Below are 13,919 nucleotides of genomic sequence, written 5' to 3' on the forward strand. Positions count from 1 at the left end.
ATATATAAATTAATGAAAATCCCCTGATTTAAAATCTATTAACTTGAGCTATTTTATTCAGCCTTTCCCAGAAATATCAGTTTCAATTTTCTGTAAAAAACAACTCGATAAATGAGATTTTACGCATTATTTCAATGAGTTCAGCGATAATTCTAATTTTTTATCTAACTTAAAATTTGCGAAAGACGCTAAAAACCACATTTGTACCGAAGTGCAGCCAATCAACTCCCCCGTGACACTCAATATTTAAAAAACGATTAAAGCTGGATAAATAACATTTCAATACTCATAGCTCCCAATACCGCCTAGAAACCAATTATTCTATGCGGTAGCGGAATAACGTTATTTATGCACTGATTTGTTCATCACGTTTAAATACCAATTCACCTTTAAGTGAACTATCGGCATCAAAATAATAGCCATCGGTATTGAATGCTTTGAGTTCTTCGGCACGTTCAATTCTATTTTCAACAATAAAACGTGCCATCAAACCACGTGCTTTTTTAGCATAGAAACTAATCACTTTATATTTGCCATTTTTCTGATCCAGAAATACTGGCTTGATAATCTCTGCCTGAATTTTGCGCTCGTTCACCGATTTATAATATTCATCAGAAGCAATATTCACCAAGATCTCAGACTGGGCTGCGGCTAAATCTTGATTGATCAGATCAGTGATGTGATGTGCCCAGAAGTCGTATAAGTTATGCCCGCGAGAATTGGCCAATTTGGTTCCCATTTCCAGACGATAGGGCATCATCAGATCCAAGGGACGCAAAAGCCCATATAAACCAGACAACATACGCAAATGCTGTTGTGCAAAGTGCAGATCTTCCTGCTTTAAGCTATAAGCATCCAGACCGGTATAGACATCTCCTTTAAAGGCAAAAATAGCCTGACGTGCATTGGCTAAATTAAAATCTGGTTGCCAGTCCTGGAAACGTGCTATATTTAAATTGGCAATTTTTTCACTGACACTCATCAAACTGGAAATTTCTGTTGCAGAAAGTGTGCGACAAGCTTTGATCAAATCCTGCGAATGTTCTAATAATCTGGCTTGAGTAAATTGATCAGTGGGTAATGGGGTATCGTAATCGAGCGTTTTGGCTGGAGAAATTAAAGCGAGCATGGCAACCTGGTCAAAAAATGATTAATCAAACTATATCAGTCTGCTTATTTTAATTCCAATTCATGTTTTTATTCACCATAATCGTTAAAATGCGCGATTCTCCTGTTAATCATCGGTATTTATATGTCCGAGCAAATTTTCCTTCAAGGACCTGCGGGTCAGATTGAAGTTTTTGTGGATTATCCTCAGGGTGAAGTGAAAGGATTCGCGGTAGTTTGTCACCCCCATCCCTTGCAAGGTGGTACGCCCCAACACAAGGTTCCCGTTCTATTGGCACAAATGTATATGGAACGTGGCTGTGTTGTGTATCGTCCGAGTTTTCGCGGTTCTGGTCAAAGTGAAGGTATACACGACGAGGGCTTCGGTGAGACGGATGATGTATTAGAAATCATTCGGTTTGCTCGCAGTCAGCATATTGGGCTGTCTTTTTATGCGGGCGGTTTTAGTTTTGGTGCGCATGTCATGGCAAAGAGCTATGCAGCCTTACCTGTAGAACTGCAACCCAAACAAACTATTTTATGTGGACTGCCAACTGCAACAGTTGCCGGTATTCGCCATTATGTTACGCCAGCAATTAAAGGTGATATTCTGTTCATTCATGGTGAGGGTGATGAAGTAACCCTGCTGTCGGATATGATTGAATGGGCAAAACCACAACGTCATTTAGTGACCGTATTGCCTGGTGCCAATCATTTCTTTACTGGCTATTTAAAGCAATTGCGGATTGCAATGACCCGCTACTTAGCGCTTGGCTAAATAATAAAACCCGTCAGATGATGGGTTTTTTTATGCTTCTCACAGCAGTTTTTCAGCTAAGTGATAAATCATTGCCCGACATTTAGCTTGTTGTACTATATCAACATCAACAATCTTTCCACCCAAACGTTCAATGACTTTTCGGCTCGCTCAATTTTCTTCGACTACAGGATAAATCAATCGCTGACGATTTAAGTCATCAAGGGCATAACCAACCAGAGCATCAACCGTTTCACAACCATATTTATGACCATGCTGGCTTTCCTTGATCCAAATTCCAAGCTGTGGCACTTCACCCATTAAACGATCTAAACCACAAAGCCCCATAAATTCCAGACTTTCCGCATGGCTGTCAAAAACACATATTCTTCATGAGCTGCCATATTCTCTAGCCATTTTTGCCATCCTGTTGCAAATGCTTGTTCAGATTCTAGCAGCCCCCATGTCATAAAGGGCATCAGACTTGGGATAATCGCGGCATAAGCTTCTCATGCATCTGATGCACGAAAATAGCTGAGTATCAGACACTCACTTTGGCGTTGAGATCAAATTATAGTGGAGTTATGAATTAGTTCTTCCATTCAAACTCGCTAAAGCTTTCCTGCTCTTTGAGCGAGCTTTCTACTGCTTGTGCTAGCTGATTGAGCAGACTTCGTTCGGTAATACGATCGAGCCAATCTTGTTCTTCTTCAGGATATGAGGCAATTTCACAGACCAGATGCCCCTGCTCATCTCTGGTTTCACAACTCACAGATAAGGGCAAAGCATGTTCATCCACGCTCACGGCAACCTGAGCACCACTTTGACTTAAGGTCTGAAAGCCATGTTTACCTAATGTTTCGGCAAGAAAATGCGCTACATATTCCTGGGTTTCCTGACCATCCCGGGGTTGCTGGCTTCGTGTATTGGCCATGAATTTTAATTTTCGCATCGCTACATCCTAATGGCTTTTTTCTTGTATGGGTTTAGCATAAGCAATATAAACAAAACAGCCAAGCAAAAGCTTGGCTGTTTCACATAATTTTAAAAATTATTCTGAAACTTGAATAGGCAAACCTGCAATTGAGGTCAGTTCTGTAAAGGTCGGGAAACTGGTGGCTACCGTTTCCGTACCGATAATCTTGATCTGCTCCGAATTACGTAAACCGGCAATCGAAAAACTCATTGCAATGCGATGATCATGATGTGATTCAATTTCACCACCGGTGAAGATTGGCGACCAGTCACCTGATTTGCCCTTCCCTTCGATAATAATGCCATCTTCAGTTGGGGTACAGTCAATGCCCATGGTTTGCAGGCCATCTGCCATCACCTGAATACGGTCCGATTCTTTTACGCGAAGCTCGGCAGCACCGGTCAAAATCGTCTGACCTTCGGCACAGGCAGCAGCAATAAACAGCGCCGGGAATTCATCAATCGCCAATGGCACCTGATCTTCAGGCATATGAATGCCTTTAAGCGTACGCGTACCACGAATACGGATATCTGCAATCGGTTCACCGCCAGCAATGCGTTCATTTTCAACGGTAATGTCCGCACCCATCTGTTTCAGGATTTCGATCACGCCAGTACGGGTCGGGTTGATACCAACAGCCTCTAAGGTCACATCCGAATTTTCAGTAATCGCAGCGCCGACCATAAAGAAGGCCGCAGAAGAAATATCAGATGGCACCTGGATATTGGTTCCGACCAGCTTTCCGCCACCTTGTAATGAAATACGATTGCCTTCGGTTTTCACCTCATAACCAAATGCACGCAGCATACGCTCAGTATGGTCGCGGGTTGGTTCAGGTTCAGTCACTGCGGTTTCGCCATTTGCCCATAGGCCCGCCAGCAAAATACCTGATTTTACCTGCGCTGATGCCATTGGCAAATCGTACTGAATGCCTTGTAGTTGCTGGTTGCCTGTAATCGAGACAGGCGGAGTTCCACGTTCACCCGTGGTCTGAATCAGTGCACCCATTTCACGTAAAGGCTTGGCAATACGTTCCATTGGGCGTTTAGATAGGGATGCATCACCGGTCATCACTGAATCAAATTTCTGCGCTGCCAGCATACCGGATAGCAAACGCATTGAAGTGCCTGAGTTGCCCATATAAATGGCAGACTGTGGCGCTTTAAGACCATGCATACCGACGCCATGAATGGTGACTTCACCATTTTTAGGGCCTTCGATGCTGACGCCCATATCACGAAAAGCCTGCAAAGTTGCCAGTGCATCTTCACCTTCAAGGAAACCAGTCACATGTGTTGTACCTTCAGCGATGGCACCAAACATGATCGAGCGATGTGACACAGATTTGTCACCTGGCACGGTAAATTTACCTTGAAATGTCTTGGCACCCGGCTGAATGGTAAATTGTTGTGTCACTTTATTTTTCTCCATGAAAGGTTTCTTGGCGAGCATATGGTTGAAATGCTGGCGAGCTGCCTGCGCATGACCCAATAAGCCCATCAATGCTTGGGAATCTTCATCTTCGATCAATTTGCGAATAATCGCGAGCTGCTGTTCAAAGCCATCTACGGCATTCAGAACTGCTTTTTTGTTGGCAAAAAAGATGTCATGCCACATTTGTGGATCACTGGCGGCAATCCGCGAGAAATCGCGGAAGCCACCGGCAGCATAACGAAATATGTCTAAGTTGTCTTCACGTTTGGCCAGCTGTTCAACCAAGTTGAATGCCATGAGATGCGGAAGATGACTGGTATGTGCCAGCACTTCATCGTGCTTGTCCACATCCATGCAAATCACTTCGGCTTTGGCCGCTTGCCACAGTTGAATCAGCTTCTCCACGGCCCAATCGCTACTGCTTGGCAGTGGCGTCAAAATTACCTTGTGATTGGCAAATAGATCGACTTTTCCTGCATGTACACCGGTATGCTCTGCACCTGCAATCGGATGACCCGGCACAAAACCTGCTGGAAGCTGGTCACCAAAGACCGCTTTAGCCGCATCGACCACATTACCTTTGGTACTTCCCACATCAGTAATAATGACATTTTCCGTCAAATACGGCTGAATCAGCTCAAGTACTTTTTGTGTGGCACGTACCGGCAAAGCCAGAACAATCAGATCTGCACCTTTGACTGCATCTACAGGATCGGCATAGCCTGCAGAAATCAGACCAAGTGCCTTGGCATCTTCCAAAGTCTTGGACGAACGTGTCGATGCCACAATGTCATTGGCCAAGTGCTCGGCTTGAATGACACGCGCCAGACTTGAACCAATCAGTCCAAGCCCGATAAATGCAACTTTTTCAAACAATGGCTGCGACATGAATTAAGCTTTTGCCTCTAAACCCAATACTGTAGCAAGCGCGCTTAAGAATTTCGCGTTTTCTGCTTCAGTACCAATCGATACACGAATGTGGCTGGAAATACCGACCGGACGTACAATGACCCCTTGTTTCAGCAAACCGTTAAAGGTTGCTGCGGGGTCTGCCTGTACATCAACCAGAATAAAGTTAGCACGAGAAGGCACATAGTTCAGACCCAAAGCCTTAAAACCTGCTTCAAGTTGCGCCATACCGGCTTTATTTACTTCGCGAGAACGCGCGATAAAGTCTTCATCTTTCAGTGCAGCCACCGCAGCGACCATGGCCAAATGATTGACGTTAAATGGCTGACGAATACGGTTTAAATAATCGGTCACTTCAACCGATGCCAAGGCAAAACCGACACGCAGTGCAGCCAGACCATAGCACTTCGATAAAGTACGGCTGACAATCAGATTTGGATATTGTTGCAGGAATTTCAAGCTGTTGAAGTTTTCCGGGAAATATTCCACATACGCTTCGTCTAGCACCACAATTACATTTGCAGGGACTTTTTGCATGAAAGCTTCAAATTCGGCTTCTTCGAACCAGGTTCCGGTCGGATTGTTCGGATTGGCAATGAAGACAAGTTTGGTATTGTTCTGAATTGCTGCTGCCATAGCTTCAAGGTCATGTGAAAAACCTTTGGCAGGTACTTCAATCGCTTGTGCATTAATGGCTTGAGTGACCAGTGCATAAACTGCAAATGCGTGCTGGCTATATACCACAGAATCGCTTGAAGAAACGAAGGCACGGGCAAACATTTCTAGCAAGTCGTTTGAACCATTGCCAAGCGTAATCTGATCATGATTAAAACCAAACTGAGTTTTAATCTGATCTTTCAGGATAAAGCCACCTCCATCTGGATAACGGCCAATTTCAGCAATTTCCGCAGCGACTGCTTCTTTGACTTTATCTGAACAACCCAGTGGATTTTCATTGGATGCCAGCTTGACGATATCGGTAAGACCCAACTCACGCTCAAGTTCACTGATCGGTTTACCTGGCTGATATGGCTTTAATTTTGAGATGCCTGAATTGGCTGGAACAAACGACATTTTAGACTTCCAATTTTAGGTATAAAACAGTGGTCAGCACCCTCGCCCTGACCACGCATAGCTGACTTAAAGTACAGCGGCAGGATATGAACCAAGCACACGAACTTCTTTCACCAAAGGACGAATTTCTGCAATTGCAGCTTTGACATGTTCCTGTTCAATATGACCTTCAAGATCAATAAAGAACACATAAGCCCATTTTTCCGGAAGTGCTGGACGCGTTTCAATACTGGTCAAGCTGATATTGTGCTTGGCAAATGGCGCCAGAATTTCCAGCAATGCACCAGCACGGTCATGTGCAGAAATCAGTAATGAGGTTTTATCATTGCCACTTTGAGGCACTTTTTCACGGCCAATCACCAAGAAACGTGTGGTATTTTCCGGATTGTCCTCAATATTGCCATGCATAATTTCAAGATTATAAATACTCGATGCAATTTCAGAAGCAATCGCAGCAGAATGCCATTCATTTTGAATACGGCGCGCAGCCTCAGCATTAGAACTTAAAGCCACACGTTCTACACCCGGATAATGCGCGTCTAGCCATTTACGACATTGCGCCAAAGTCTGCTGATGTGCATAAATCTGTTTAATACTGTCTTTACGGGTATTTTCAGAAATCAGAAATTGATGATGAATCGGCAATTCAACTTCGCCAATCACATTCAGGTTCGAGGTTTTAAAACAGTCCAAGGTATGATTGACTACACCTTCAGAGGAATTTTCCACCGGCACCAAACCATAATGGGCACTGCCCGCCTCGACTTCACGGAAGACTTCATCAATTGTCGGTAAAGGTCGAACCACCGCATCATGACCAAAGTGCTTGAGTACCGCAGAATGGGTATAGGTTCCGACTGGCCCTAGAAACGCAATACTTTGCGGAGCTTCAAGCGCAAGACAAGCGGACATAATTTCACGGAACAGACGCGCCATGGTGGTATCCGACAATGGCCCTTCATTACGCTCCATGACATTGCGCAACACCTGTGCTTCACGTTCTGGGCGGTAAAACAGCGGACTTTCTTCTGAAGCAAACTTTGCTTTTGCAACTGCTTCAGCCAAACGTGCCCGGCGGTTAATCAATTGCTGGATTTGCTGATCAACAGAATCGATATCCTCACGAATTTTTGCCAAATCAAGAGAAGTCGTGGTGTTTTGATCGTCGTTGATCATTGTTATGTCGCCCTTCATAAACCTTATCTGTTCAGTATAACAATAGTGAGCTTTAAAATGTTACGCAATATGACATTGCTAGATTAAGTCTTAAAAACAGACAGTTGGTTTTAACCACTCATCGCTTTTAGTCATATCTGGTAACATTTAGTTCAGCATTTTGGCTTGATTTACATTATCAAATTGTAAACTTAGCCTCTCCATCTTAACTGATTTTAATGAATATGAAATATCACTATTTCTTAATCTATATAGCGGTTTTAAGCATAAGAAAATTAAAATAATAGCTTTGTACATGTCTTTTTTGACCTATTAAAATCTGAGATATCTTTCACAATAAAATGCACGCTCCTCAAGCTCATTTCTCTTATTTAATATTGATTTTCCTAGATTTTTTACATGAAATTACTACTCTGTTACAAAGCAGAGACGTTTTTTCAACCTTTAACAGCTAGTCTAATTTAAATCATGAGTTGGGGGGATCAATCATGCCAAAAAGAATAGCAGTACTTATAACAAATAATTTTGAAGACCAAGAATACCTAGAGCCAGTGGCTGCCTTGCTGGCTGCCCATCATAGCGTCTGCAATATCGAACTTAACGCCGGCAAAGTGGTCTATGGGCTGCATGGCTGTTCTGCCGTGACCATCGACCGTGGCATCGAACAAATCAGTATTGATGACTTTGATGCCTTGCTGATTCCAGGGGGCGAATCTGCGGTTTCTCTCTCTACCGATGTTCGGGTGCTACAGTTCATCCATGCCTTCAATCAGGCCAAAAAAGCTATTTTCAGTTTATGTGATGCATCCTTATTACTGTGTGAAGCAGATGTGCTGAAAAATCGGATTATTACCAGTATCCGGGCGCATGCGAGTCGCGTACAGCATGCGGGTGGAACCTATTATGATGTAGAACTGGTGAATGATAATAACCAGTTGATCTCATCGCGCCTGCCCAATGATCTGCCCATTTTTATTCATGAATGTTTGAATGTCTTGAAATCATAAAATTTAAAACAGAGTCACGGCTCTTTGCTATAGCTTGCCTGTAAAAAAAGAGTCCTTAAAAAGGACTCTTTTTTTCATTCATAAATTAACGTCCTAACAGACCACGCGCTACAATTTCTTTCATGATTTCATTGGTACCGCCATAAATCCGTTGAATACGGGCATCGACAAAGAAGCGTGAAATTGGATATTCAGTCATGTAGCCATAACCACCAAAGAGCTGAAGCAGATTGTCAGCAATCTTCATCTGCATATCGGTAGAAAAACTTTTCAATGCCGCTGCAGTTTCGACATCCAGTTTCCCTTGCATATAAAGCTCAAGATTCTGGTTATAAAAAGCTGCGGTCGCCAATTCATCAATTTTCGCTTGTGCCAAAACAAAACGAGTATTCTGGAATTGACCGATGGCCTGACCAAAAGCCTGACGCTCTTTCACATATTGCGTGGTCACATCAATAGAACCACGAATTGCACCCAAGGCTGTTGCTGCGATGGCGGTACGCTCACGCGGTAATTCCTGCATCAAATAAGCAAAACCCTGCCCCGGTTGACCGAGTAACTGGTCTTTCGGCACCTTGACATTGTCAAAGAACAGTTCCGAAGTATCTTGCGCATGCAGGCCAATCTTGTCCAGATTAGTGCCTTTTTTAAAGCCTTCCAGATGCGTGTCGGCCAGTAACAAAGAAACGCCTTTGGCACGCGCTTGCGGATCAGTTTTGACTGCCAGTACCACCAGGTCGGCATGCTGACCATTGGAAATAAAGGTTTTTGAGCCATTTAATACATAGTAATCATCCTGCAAGATGGCACTGGTACGCATGGCTTGCAAGTCTGAGCCGGCACCTGGCTCGGTCATACCAATCGCACCGACCACTTCACCGCTCACCATTTTCGGCAACCAGTGTTTCTTCTGCTCTTCAGTTCCAATATGCAAGATATAGGGTGCAGCAATATCCGAATGACAGGACAACCCTGTAGAAATGGCACTGTATCCGGCACGTGCAGACTCTTCAATCAGCATCAATGAATAATCGGTTGGCACCCCATAGCCGCCATATTCCTCCGGAACATCGACACACAAGAAACCATTTTCACCAAGTGCATTCCAGACTGAACGTGGCATCAGGCCTTCGTGCTCCCATTGTTGATAATACGGTGCGACATGTTCATTCATAAAGCGTTTAAAATTGTCGCGGAATAATTCTAGATCGGCATCGTAGGCAAGCATTCGGTTGTCCTTATACTGTTTATCGTTTTATTTCCTGTTTTACAGACTATCTACTTTCAGCTTTACTGTCATGTACTGGCATCTATCTTTTACTAACTTTGCAGTCAATAAAAAAGGAAGCCGAAGCTTCCTTTTTCTTTCAAACATTAGAATTAATGGGCGTTATTGCCTTCTTGCGCCATTTTTTCATCAATTTCTGATGGATTTGCCAATGCATAGTTCAGCTTGTCCATATCGAGCTGGCCTACCCATTTTGCAACAACCAAAGTCGCCAAAGAGTTACCCACCAGATTGGTCAAGGCACGCGCTTCAGACATGAAACGGTCAATACCGAGAATCAAGGCCAGACCTGCAACAGGAATATTACCCACAGCAGCCAAGGTTGCTGCCATCACAATAAAGCCAGAACCCGTGACACCTGCCGCACCTTTAGATGAAATCAACAGTACCAGAAGAAGGGTAATCTGATGAGACAAATCAAGTTGTGTATTGGTCGCCTGCGCAATAAAGATCGCAGCCATGGTCAAATAGATTGAAGTTCCATCTAGGTTAAATGAATAACCGGTTGGAATCACCAGACCTACCACTGATTTTTCAGCACCAGCAAGTTCCAGTTTTTTCAACATACGTGGCAATACTGATTCTGAAGAAGAAGTACCCAGTACAATCAGCAGTTCTTCACGGATCAGGCGAATCATCTTCATGATACTGAAACCCGCAAAACGCGCAATTGAACCCAGTACGATGAAAATAAACAGTACGCAGGTGATATAGAAACAAATGATCAACTGTGCCAGCTGAGCAAGCGAACCAATACCATATTTACCAATGGTAAAGGCCATCGCACCAAATGCACCGATTGGCGCCAGTTTCATTATCATGTTCACAATATTGAAGAATACATGTGAAATCTGGTCGATGAGTTTCAGGACTGGCTTGCCTTGATCACCCAGCTTATGCAGCGCGAAACCAAAAATGATCGCGAACAACAGAACCTGTAGAATTTCGCCTTCCGCAAATGCGCCTACCACCGTATTTGGAATGATATTCATCAGGAAGTCGATCGTCGACTGTGACTCACCTGTAGCGACATATTTGCTGATGCCCGTGGTATCCAGTGATGCAGGATCAACGTTCATGCCTACACCTGGCTTGACGATGTTAATCACCACCAGACCGATGACCAACGCAATCGTGGAGACGATTTCGAAGTAAAGTAAAGCAACACCACCAGTTTTACCCACTGATTTCATGCTTTCCATACCCGCAATACCGCTGACCACGGTACAGAAAATCACCGGTGCGATGATCATTTTGATCAGGCGGATAAATGCATCACCCAGCGGTTTAAGCTGTTCACCCAAGCCAGGAACATACTGTTCTACACCATTGATAATTTGCGTACCACTCGGCGAGAAATGCCCGACCAGAATACCTGCAATAATAGCCACAATCACCTGAAAATACAGTGACTTATAAATCGGTTTTTTCGCCATAATAAATCTACTTGAACGATATCTGAAAATAAAAAGACCATTTTGAGAAATGCACTGATCTGTTCATCTGCTCTGAAGATGAACTGGATCAAATCTCAATAGGCTCAAGAGAATGTTCAAAATGAAAATCAGCCACGCATTCAATCTGACGCGCAGCATCAGACCAAAGTATTAAATGGGAGAAAGAGATTAAGAAAACTTAAACAAACTCTAAAAATTGTCTGAATTTTACTGAAAAATCCCATTAAATGTGCATAAAGTCTTATGCAATTGCCTGCTTTTTGCTCGCATTGAATTAGACATTAGTCGATAATCAGATTTAAATGCCTGTTTTCCGTATACTGAAAGCTTTGTTAATTTTAGACCCTCCTCATTGACCCCAATATTTGCTGCAAGCTGTATAAGTTATGAATACCAAAAGAAATATTTATAAAGATTTCGAACATCCCTTTGCCCAATATGTACGCATCGTGGGGAAAGGAAAAAATGGCGCCCGCTCCCTCAGCTATGATGAAGCCTATCAAGCCTTTAGCATGATTCTGAAAGATGAAGTGCTCGATGTGCAGCTAGGGGCGTTCTTGATGTTATTGCGGGTCAAAGAAGAGTCTGTAGATGAGTTAGCCGGTTTTGTTCAGGCCACACGCGACCAGCTTGACTTTAAGCAGCTGGATGTCGATCTGGACTGGTCCTCTTATGCAGGCAAGCGCAAGCATTATCCATGGTTTATTCTGGCAGCACTGACGTTGGCCAAGCATGGTTATACTATTGTGATGCATGGTGCCGCTGGTCATACCATGAACCGGGTTTATACCGAACAAGTGTTAACTTGCTTAGGCTATCCAATCTGTCAAAATGATGATGAAGTGGAGCAGCAATTACAGCAACGACATTTTGCCTATATCCCATTAGAGGTGATTTCTCCGATTCTGGCAGATCTGATTGGCCTACGAAATGTAATGGGACTGCGCTCCCCGATTCATACGCTGGCTCGTTTAATTAACCCGTTTAATGCCAAAGCAACGCTGCAAGCAATTTTCCATCCGGCGTATCGGGGTTCGCACCAACAGGCGGCTTTCCGCTTAGGTTATAAAAATAGTGCGGTGATTAAAGGTGAAGGGGGCGAATTTGAGCGTAATCCGGATGCCAAAACTTTGATCTGCGGTATTAAAGATGGCGAACTGTACGAATATGAACTACCGAAACTGACTGACAATCGTAGTCCGGTTGAGGAAGAACTGGATCTGGCCTTATTTAAAGCAGTATGGGATGGTCAGCAAAGCCATGAATATGGCGAGATTGCGGTTACGGAAACCATGGGCATTGCGTTGTATAGCATGGGTGCATGTAAAAGCTATGAAGTTGCGATGCAAAAAGCCAAAGAATTATGGGTGAATCGTCACACCGTTTAAACTTTGAAATGTGTAGAAAAAAAGCATTGTTCCTTCATTGAACAATGCTTTTTTAAATATCTTTCGACTGACTCGACCTCAGTGCTTAGACAAAACGAATTGGCTTGAATTCCGGTTCATTCTTGTGATGATCATCATCACATTCTTCGCCTTCTTCTTTAGTACCGCGATCGATAAAACCGCTGCGCTCATTTTCAGGCAAGTTTTTCATTTCCCAGGCATAGACTGCCTGCATACAAGTCTGGCGTTGTTCCTGAGTTAGGGCTACACCATTTGGCCACTTTCCAATTTCAATTGCTGTTCTTAGGCGTTCAACAATCTCAGGATTGAGTACGGCAAGCATTTGTTCAATATTCATGATTTAATCCTGCTTAAAATAATCAAAGTCCTGATTCCACCCCAGTTTGGTTCGACAGGCATTATAAAAGTCATAGCCCGGTGGATGCAGAAGATTCAGTTTAAAGGGATGCTTGCGAATATGGACGCTATCGCCAACATTCAAAGACACACTGTGTTGTCCATCCGCACTGACCATCGGCAGTACGCGATTTTCACGAATCAGTAATTTAATTTCGCTGTGTCCACCGACCACAATCGGGCGTGAAGACAAGGTATGCGGATGCATCGGCACCAGCGCAATCGCATCCATACTCGGATGGACAATTGGCCCGCCCCCAGAAAGTGCATAAGCCGTAGAGCCGGTCGGCGTCGATACAATCAGGCCATCACTGTGCTGACGATAGACATACTGTCCGTCAATATTCAGTTCAAAATCGATCATATGCACCGATTTTCCTGAATGCAGTACCACATCGTTCAGTGCAATCGCATCGTAAATCACTTCGCCTTTGGAGCGAATTTCGACTTCGAGTAAAAAACGTCGCTCAGTCTGAAAATCACCTTTTAACACCTGATCCAACTTAAAGATGACTTCGGTTGGCTTAATGTCGGTTAAGAATCCCAGACGCCCCCGGTTAACGCCGATCACAGGAGTATTGTACTTGACCAGTGCGCGTGCTGCATGCAAAAGCGAACCATCCCCTCCTACCACAATGACCAGATCAACGACTTCACCAAGTAAAGCACGACTGACAGTTTGGGTATTGTTATATGGAACGAGTTCAGCTGTCGCTGCATCAAAAACAGGATGTAAGCCTAAATTCAGAAGATGATCATGAATAAGACATAAGGTTTCAACCACCGATGATTTATCAGGACGTCCTATTAACCCGATATTTCGAAAGGTTTTATGGGAAATTTGCACCAGTGTCGTCGCTCCGCTACGGATCTTGCATATCATAGCATTAAGCTATACCTGGATGATAATTTATAACAGGATGCTAGCT

General features: G+C 43.7%; 13 protein-coding genes. 3 read left to right on the top strand and 10 right to left on the bottom strand.

Annotated features, from left to right (window positions below; genetic code table 11):
* Nucleotides 1-346: 346 nt before the first annotated feature.
* A complete protein-coding gene (gene yaaA / locus KT990_RS03340; RefSeq protein ID WP_218209165.1) occupies nt 347-1,129 on the bottom strand; it encodes a peroxide stress protein YaaA in 783 nt (260 codons plus the stop codon).
* Between the two features lie 123 nt (nt 1,130-1,252).
* Here yaaA and KT990_RS03345 point away from each other — a divergent pair, with 123 nt between their 5' ends.
* Nucleotides 1,253-1,885 carry an alpha/beta hydrolase gene (locus KT990_RS03345; protein WP_005097454.1) on the top strand — a complete coding sequence of 211 codons (633 nt, stop codon included), beginning with the start codon at nt 1,253-1,255 and terminating at the stop codon, nt 1,883-1,885.
* Between the two features lie 150 nt (nt 1,886-2,035).
* Here the strand turns inward: KT990_RS03345 and KT990_RS13465 are convergent, their stop codons facing one another.
* From KT990_RS13465 to pheA, 5 genes are all read right to left on the bottom strand, one after another.
* Nucleotides 2,036-2,212, bottom strand: coding sequence for a GNAT family N-acetyltransferase (locus tag KT990_RS13465; protein WP_005097455.1), 177 nt, complete (start codon nt 2,210-2,212; stop codon nt 2,036-2,038).
* A 241-nt stretch (nt 2,213-2,453) separates the two neighbouring features.
* On the bottom strand, nt 2,454-2,816 hold the full coding sequence (locus tag KT990_RS03355; RefSeq protein ID WP_180082992.1) for a hypothetical protein: 363 nt from the start codon (nt 2,814-2,816) through the stop codon (nt 2,454-2,456).
* 99 nt (nt 2,817-2,915) lie between these two features.
* Entirely contained in the window at nt 2,916-5,162 is a 2,247-nt protein-coding gene (locus tag KT990_RS03360) for a bifunctional prephenate dehydrogenase/3-phosphoshikimate 1-carboxyvinyltransferase (protein WP_218209166.1), read from the bottom strand.
* A gap of 3 nt (nt 5,163-5,165) precedes the next feature.
* Complete coding sequence (gene hisC / locus KT990_RS03365) at nt 5,166-6,257, bottom strand: histidinol-phosphate transaminase (protein WP_100329014.1); 1,092 nt, start codon at nt 6,255-6,257, stop codon at nt 5,166-5,168.
* Between the two features lie 66 nt (nt 6,258-6,323).
* Complete coding sequence (gene pheA, locus KT990_RS03370) at nt 6,324-7,433, bottom strand: prephenate dehydratase (protein ID WP_005097461.1); 1,110 nt, start codon at nt 7,431-7,433, stop codon at nt 6,324-6,326.
* Nucleotides 7,434-7,921: 488 nt separating this feature from the next.
* On the opposite strand from pheA, the gene KT990_RS03375 reads away from it, so the two are divergent.
* Complete coding sequence (locus KT990_RS03375; RefSeq protein ID WP_005097462.1) at nt 7,922-8,440, top strand: DJ-1/PfpI family protein; 519 nt, start codon at nt 7,922-7,924, stop codon at nt 8,438-8,440.
* An 85-nt stretch (nt 8,441-8,525) separates the two neighbouring features.
* Here the strand turns inward: KT990_RS03375 and KT990_RS03380 are convergent, their stop codons facing one another.
* Nucleotides 8,526-9,668, bottom strand: coding sequence for an acyl-CoA dehydrogenase family protein (locus KT990_RS03380; protein WP_180001318.1), 1,143 nt, complete (start codon nt 9,666-9,668; stop codon nt 8,526-8,528).
* Nucleotides 9,669-9,820: 152 nt separating this feature from the next.
* Complete coding sequence (locus tag KT990_RS03385) at nt 9,821-11,164, bottom strand: dicarboxylate/amino acid:cation symporter (RefSeq protein WP_005097464.1); 1,344 nt, start codon at nt 11,162-11,164, stop codon at nt 9,821-9,823.
* 407 nt (nt 11,165-11,571) lie between these two features.
* Between KT990_RS03385 and KT990_RS03390 the strand changes: the two genes are divergently transcribed.
* Nucleotides 11,572-12,573 carry a glycosyl transferase family protein gene (locus tag KT990_RS03390; protein WP_074383310.1) on the top strand — a complete coding sequence of 334 codons (1,002 nt, stop codon included), beginning with the start codon at nt 11,572-11,574 and terminating at the stop codon, nt 12,571-12,573.
* An 85-nt stretch (nt 12,574-12,658) separates the two neighbouring features.
* On the opposite strand, the gene KT990_RS03395 is transcribed toward KT990_RS03390, so the two are convergent.
* On the bottom strand, nt 12,659-12,931 hold the full coding sequence (locus tag KT990_RS03395) for a YeaC family protein (RefSeq protein WP_005097466.1): 273 nt from the start codon (nt 12,929-12,931) through the stop codon (nt 12,659-12,661).
* Between the two features lie 3 nt (nt 12,932-12,934).
* The gene (locus KT990_RS03400) at nt 12,935-13,873 is read right to left on the bottom strand and encodes an NAD(+) kinase (protein ID WP_005097467.1); all 939 of its coding nucleotides are present in this window, start codon (nt 13,871-13,873) and stop codon (nt 12,935-12,937) included.
* Nucleotides 13,874-13,919 lie beyond the last annotated feature (46 nt).

This window comes from Acinetobacter sp. F9, from assembly GCF_019195275.1.
Classification (GTDB): domain Bacteria; phylum Pseudomonadota; class Gammaproteobacteria; order Pseudomonadales; family Moraxellaceae; genus Acinetobacter; species Acinetobacter pseudolwoffii.

Coding starts and splice junctions, on each gene's coding strand:
- yaaA (WP_218209165.1), bottom strand. CDS start 1,129: ATGCTCGCTTTAATTTCTCCAGCCAAAACGCTCGATTACGATACCCCA.
- KT990_RS03345 (WP_005097454.1), top strand. CDS start 1,253: ATGTCCGAGCAAATTTTCCTTCAAGGACCTGCGGGTCAGATTGAAGTT.
- KT990_RS13465 (WP_005097455.1), bottom strand. CDS start 2,212: ATGGGGCTTTGTGGTTTAGATCGTTTAATGGGTGAAGTGCCACAGCTT.
- KT990_RS03355 (WP_180082992.1), bottom strand. CDS start 2,816: ATGCGAAAATTAAAATTCATGGCCAATACACGAAGCCAGCAACCCCGG.
- KT990_RS03360 (WP_218209166.1), bottom strand. CDS start 5,162: ATGTCGCAGCCATTGTTTGAAAAAGTTGCATTTATCGGGCTTGGACTG.
- hisC (WP_100329014.1), bottom strand. CDS start 6,257: ATGTCGTTTGTTCCAGCCAATTCAGGCATCTCAAAATTAAAGCCATAT.
- pheA (WP_005097461.1), bottom strand. CDS start 7,433: ATGATCAACGACGATCAAAACACCACGACTTCTCTTGATTTGGCAAAA.
- KT990_RS03375 (WP_005097462.1), top strand. CDS start 7,922: ATGCCAAAAAGAATAGCAGTACTTATAACAAATAATTTTGAAGACCAA.
- KT990_RS03380 (WP_180001318.1), bottom strand. CDS start 9,668: ATGCTTGCCTACGATGCCGATCTAGAATTATTCCGCGACAATTTTAAA.
- KT990_RS03385 (WP_005097464.1), bottom strand. CDS start 11,164: ATGGCGAAAAAACCGATTTATAAGTCACTGTATTTTCAGGTGATTGTG.
- KT990_RS03390 (WP_074383310.1), top strand. CDS start 11,572: ATGAATACCAAAAGAAATATTTATAAAGATTTCGAACATCCCTTTGCC.
- KT990_RS03395 (WP_005097466.1), bottom strand. CDS start 12,931: ATGAATATTGAACAAATGCTTGCCGTACTCAATCCTGAGATTGTTGAA.
- KT990_RS03400 (WP_005097467.1), bottom strand. CDS start 13,873: ATGATATGCAAGATCCGTAGCGGAGCGACGACACTGGTGCAAATTTCC.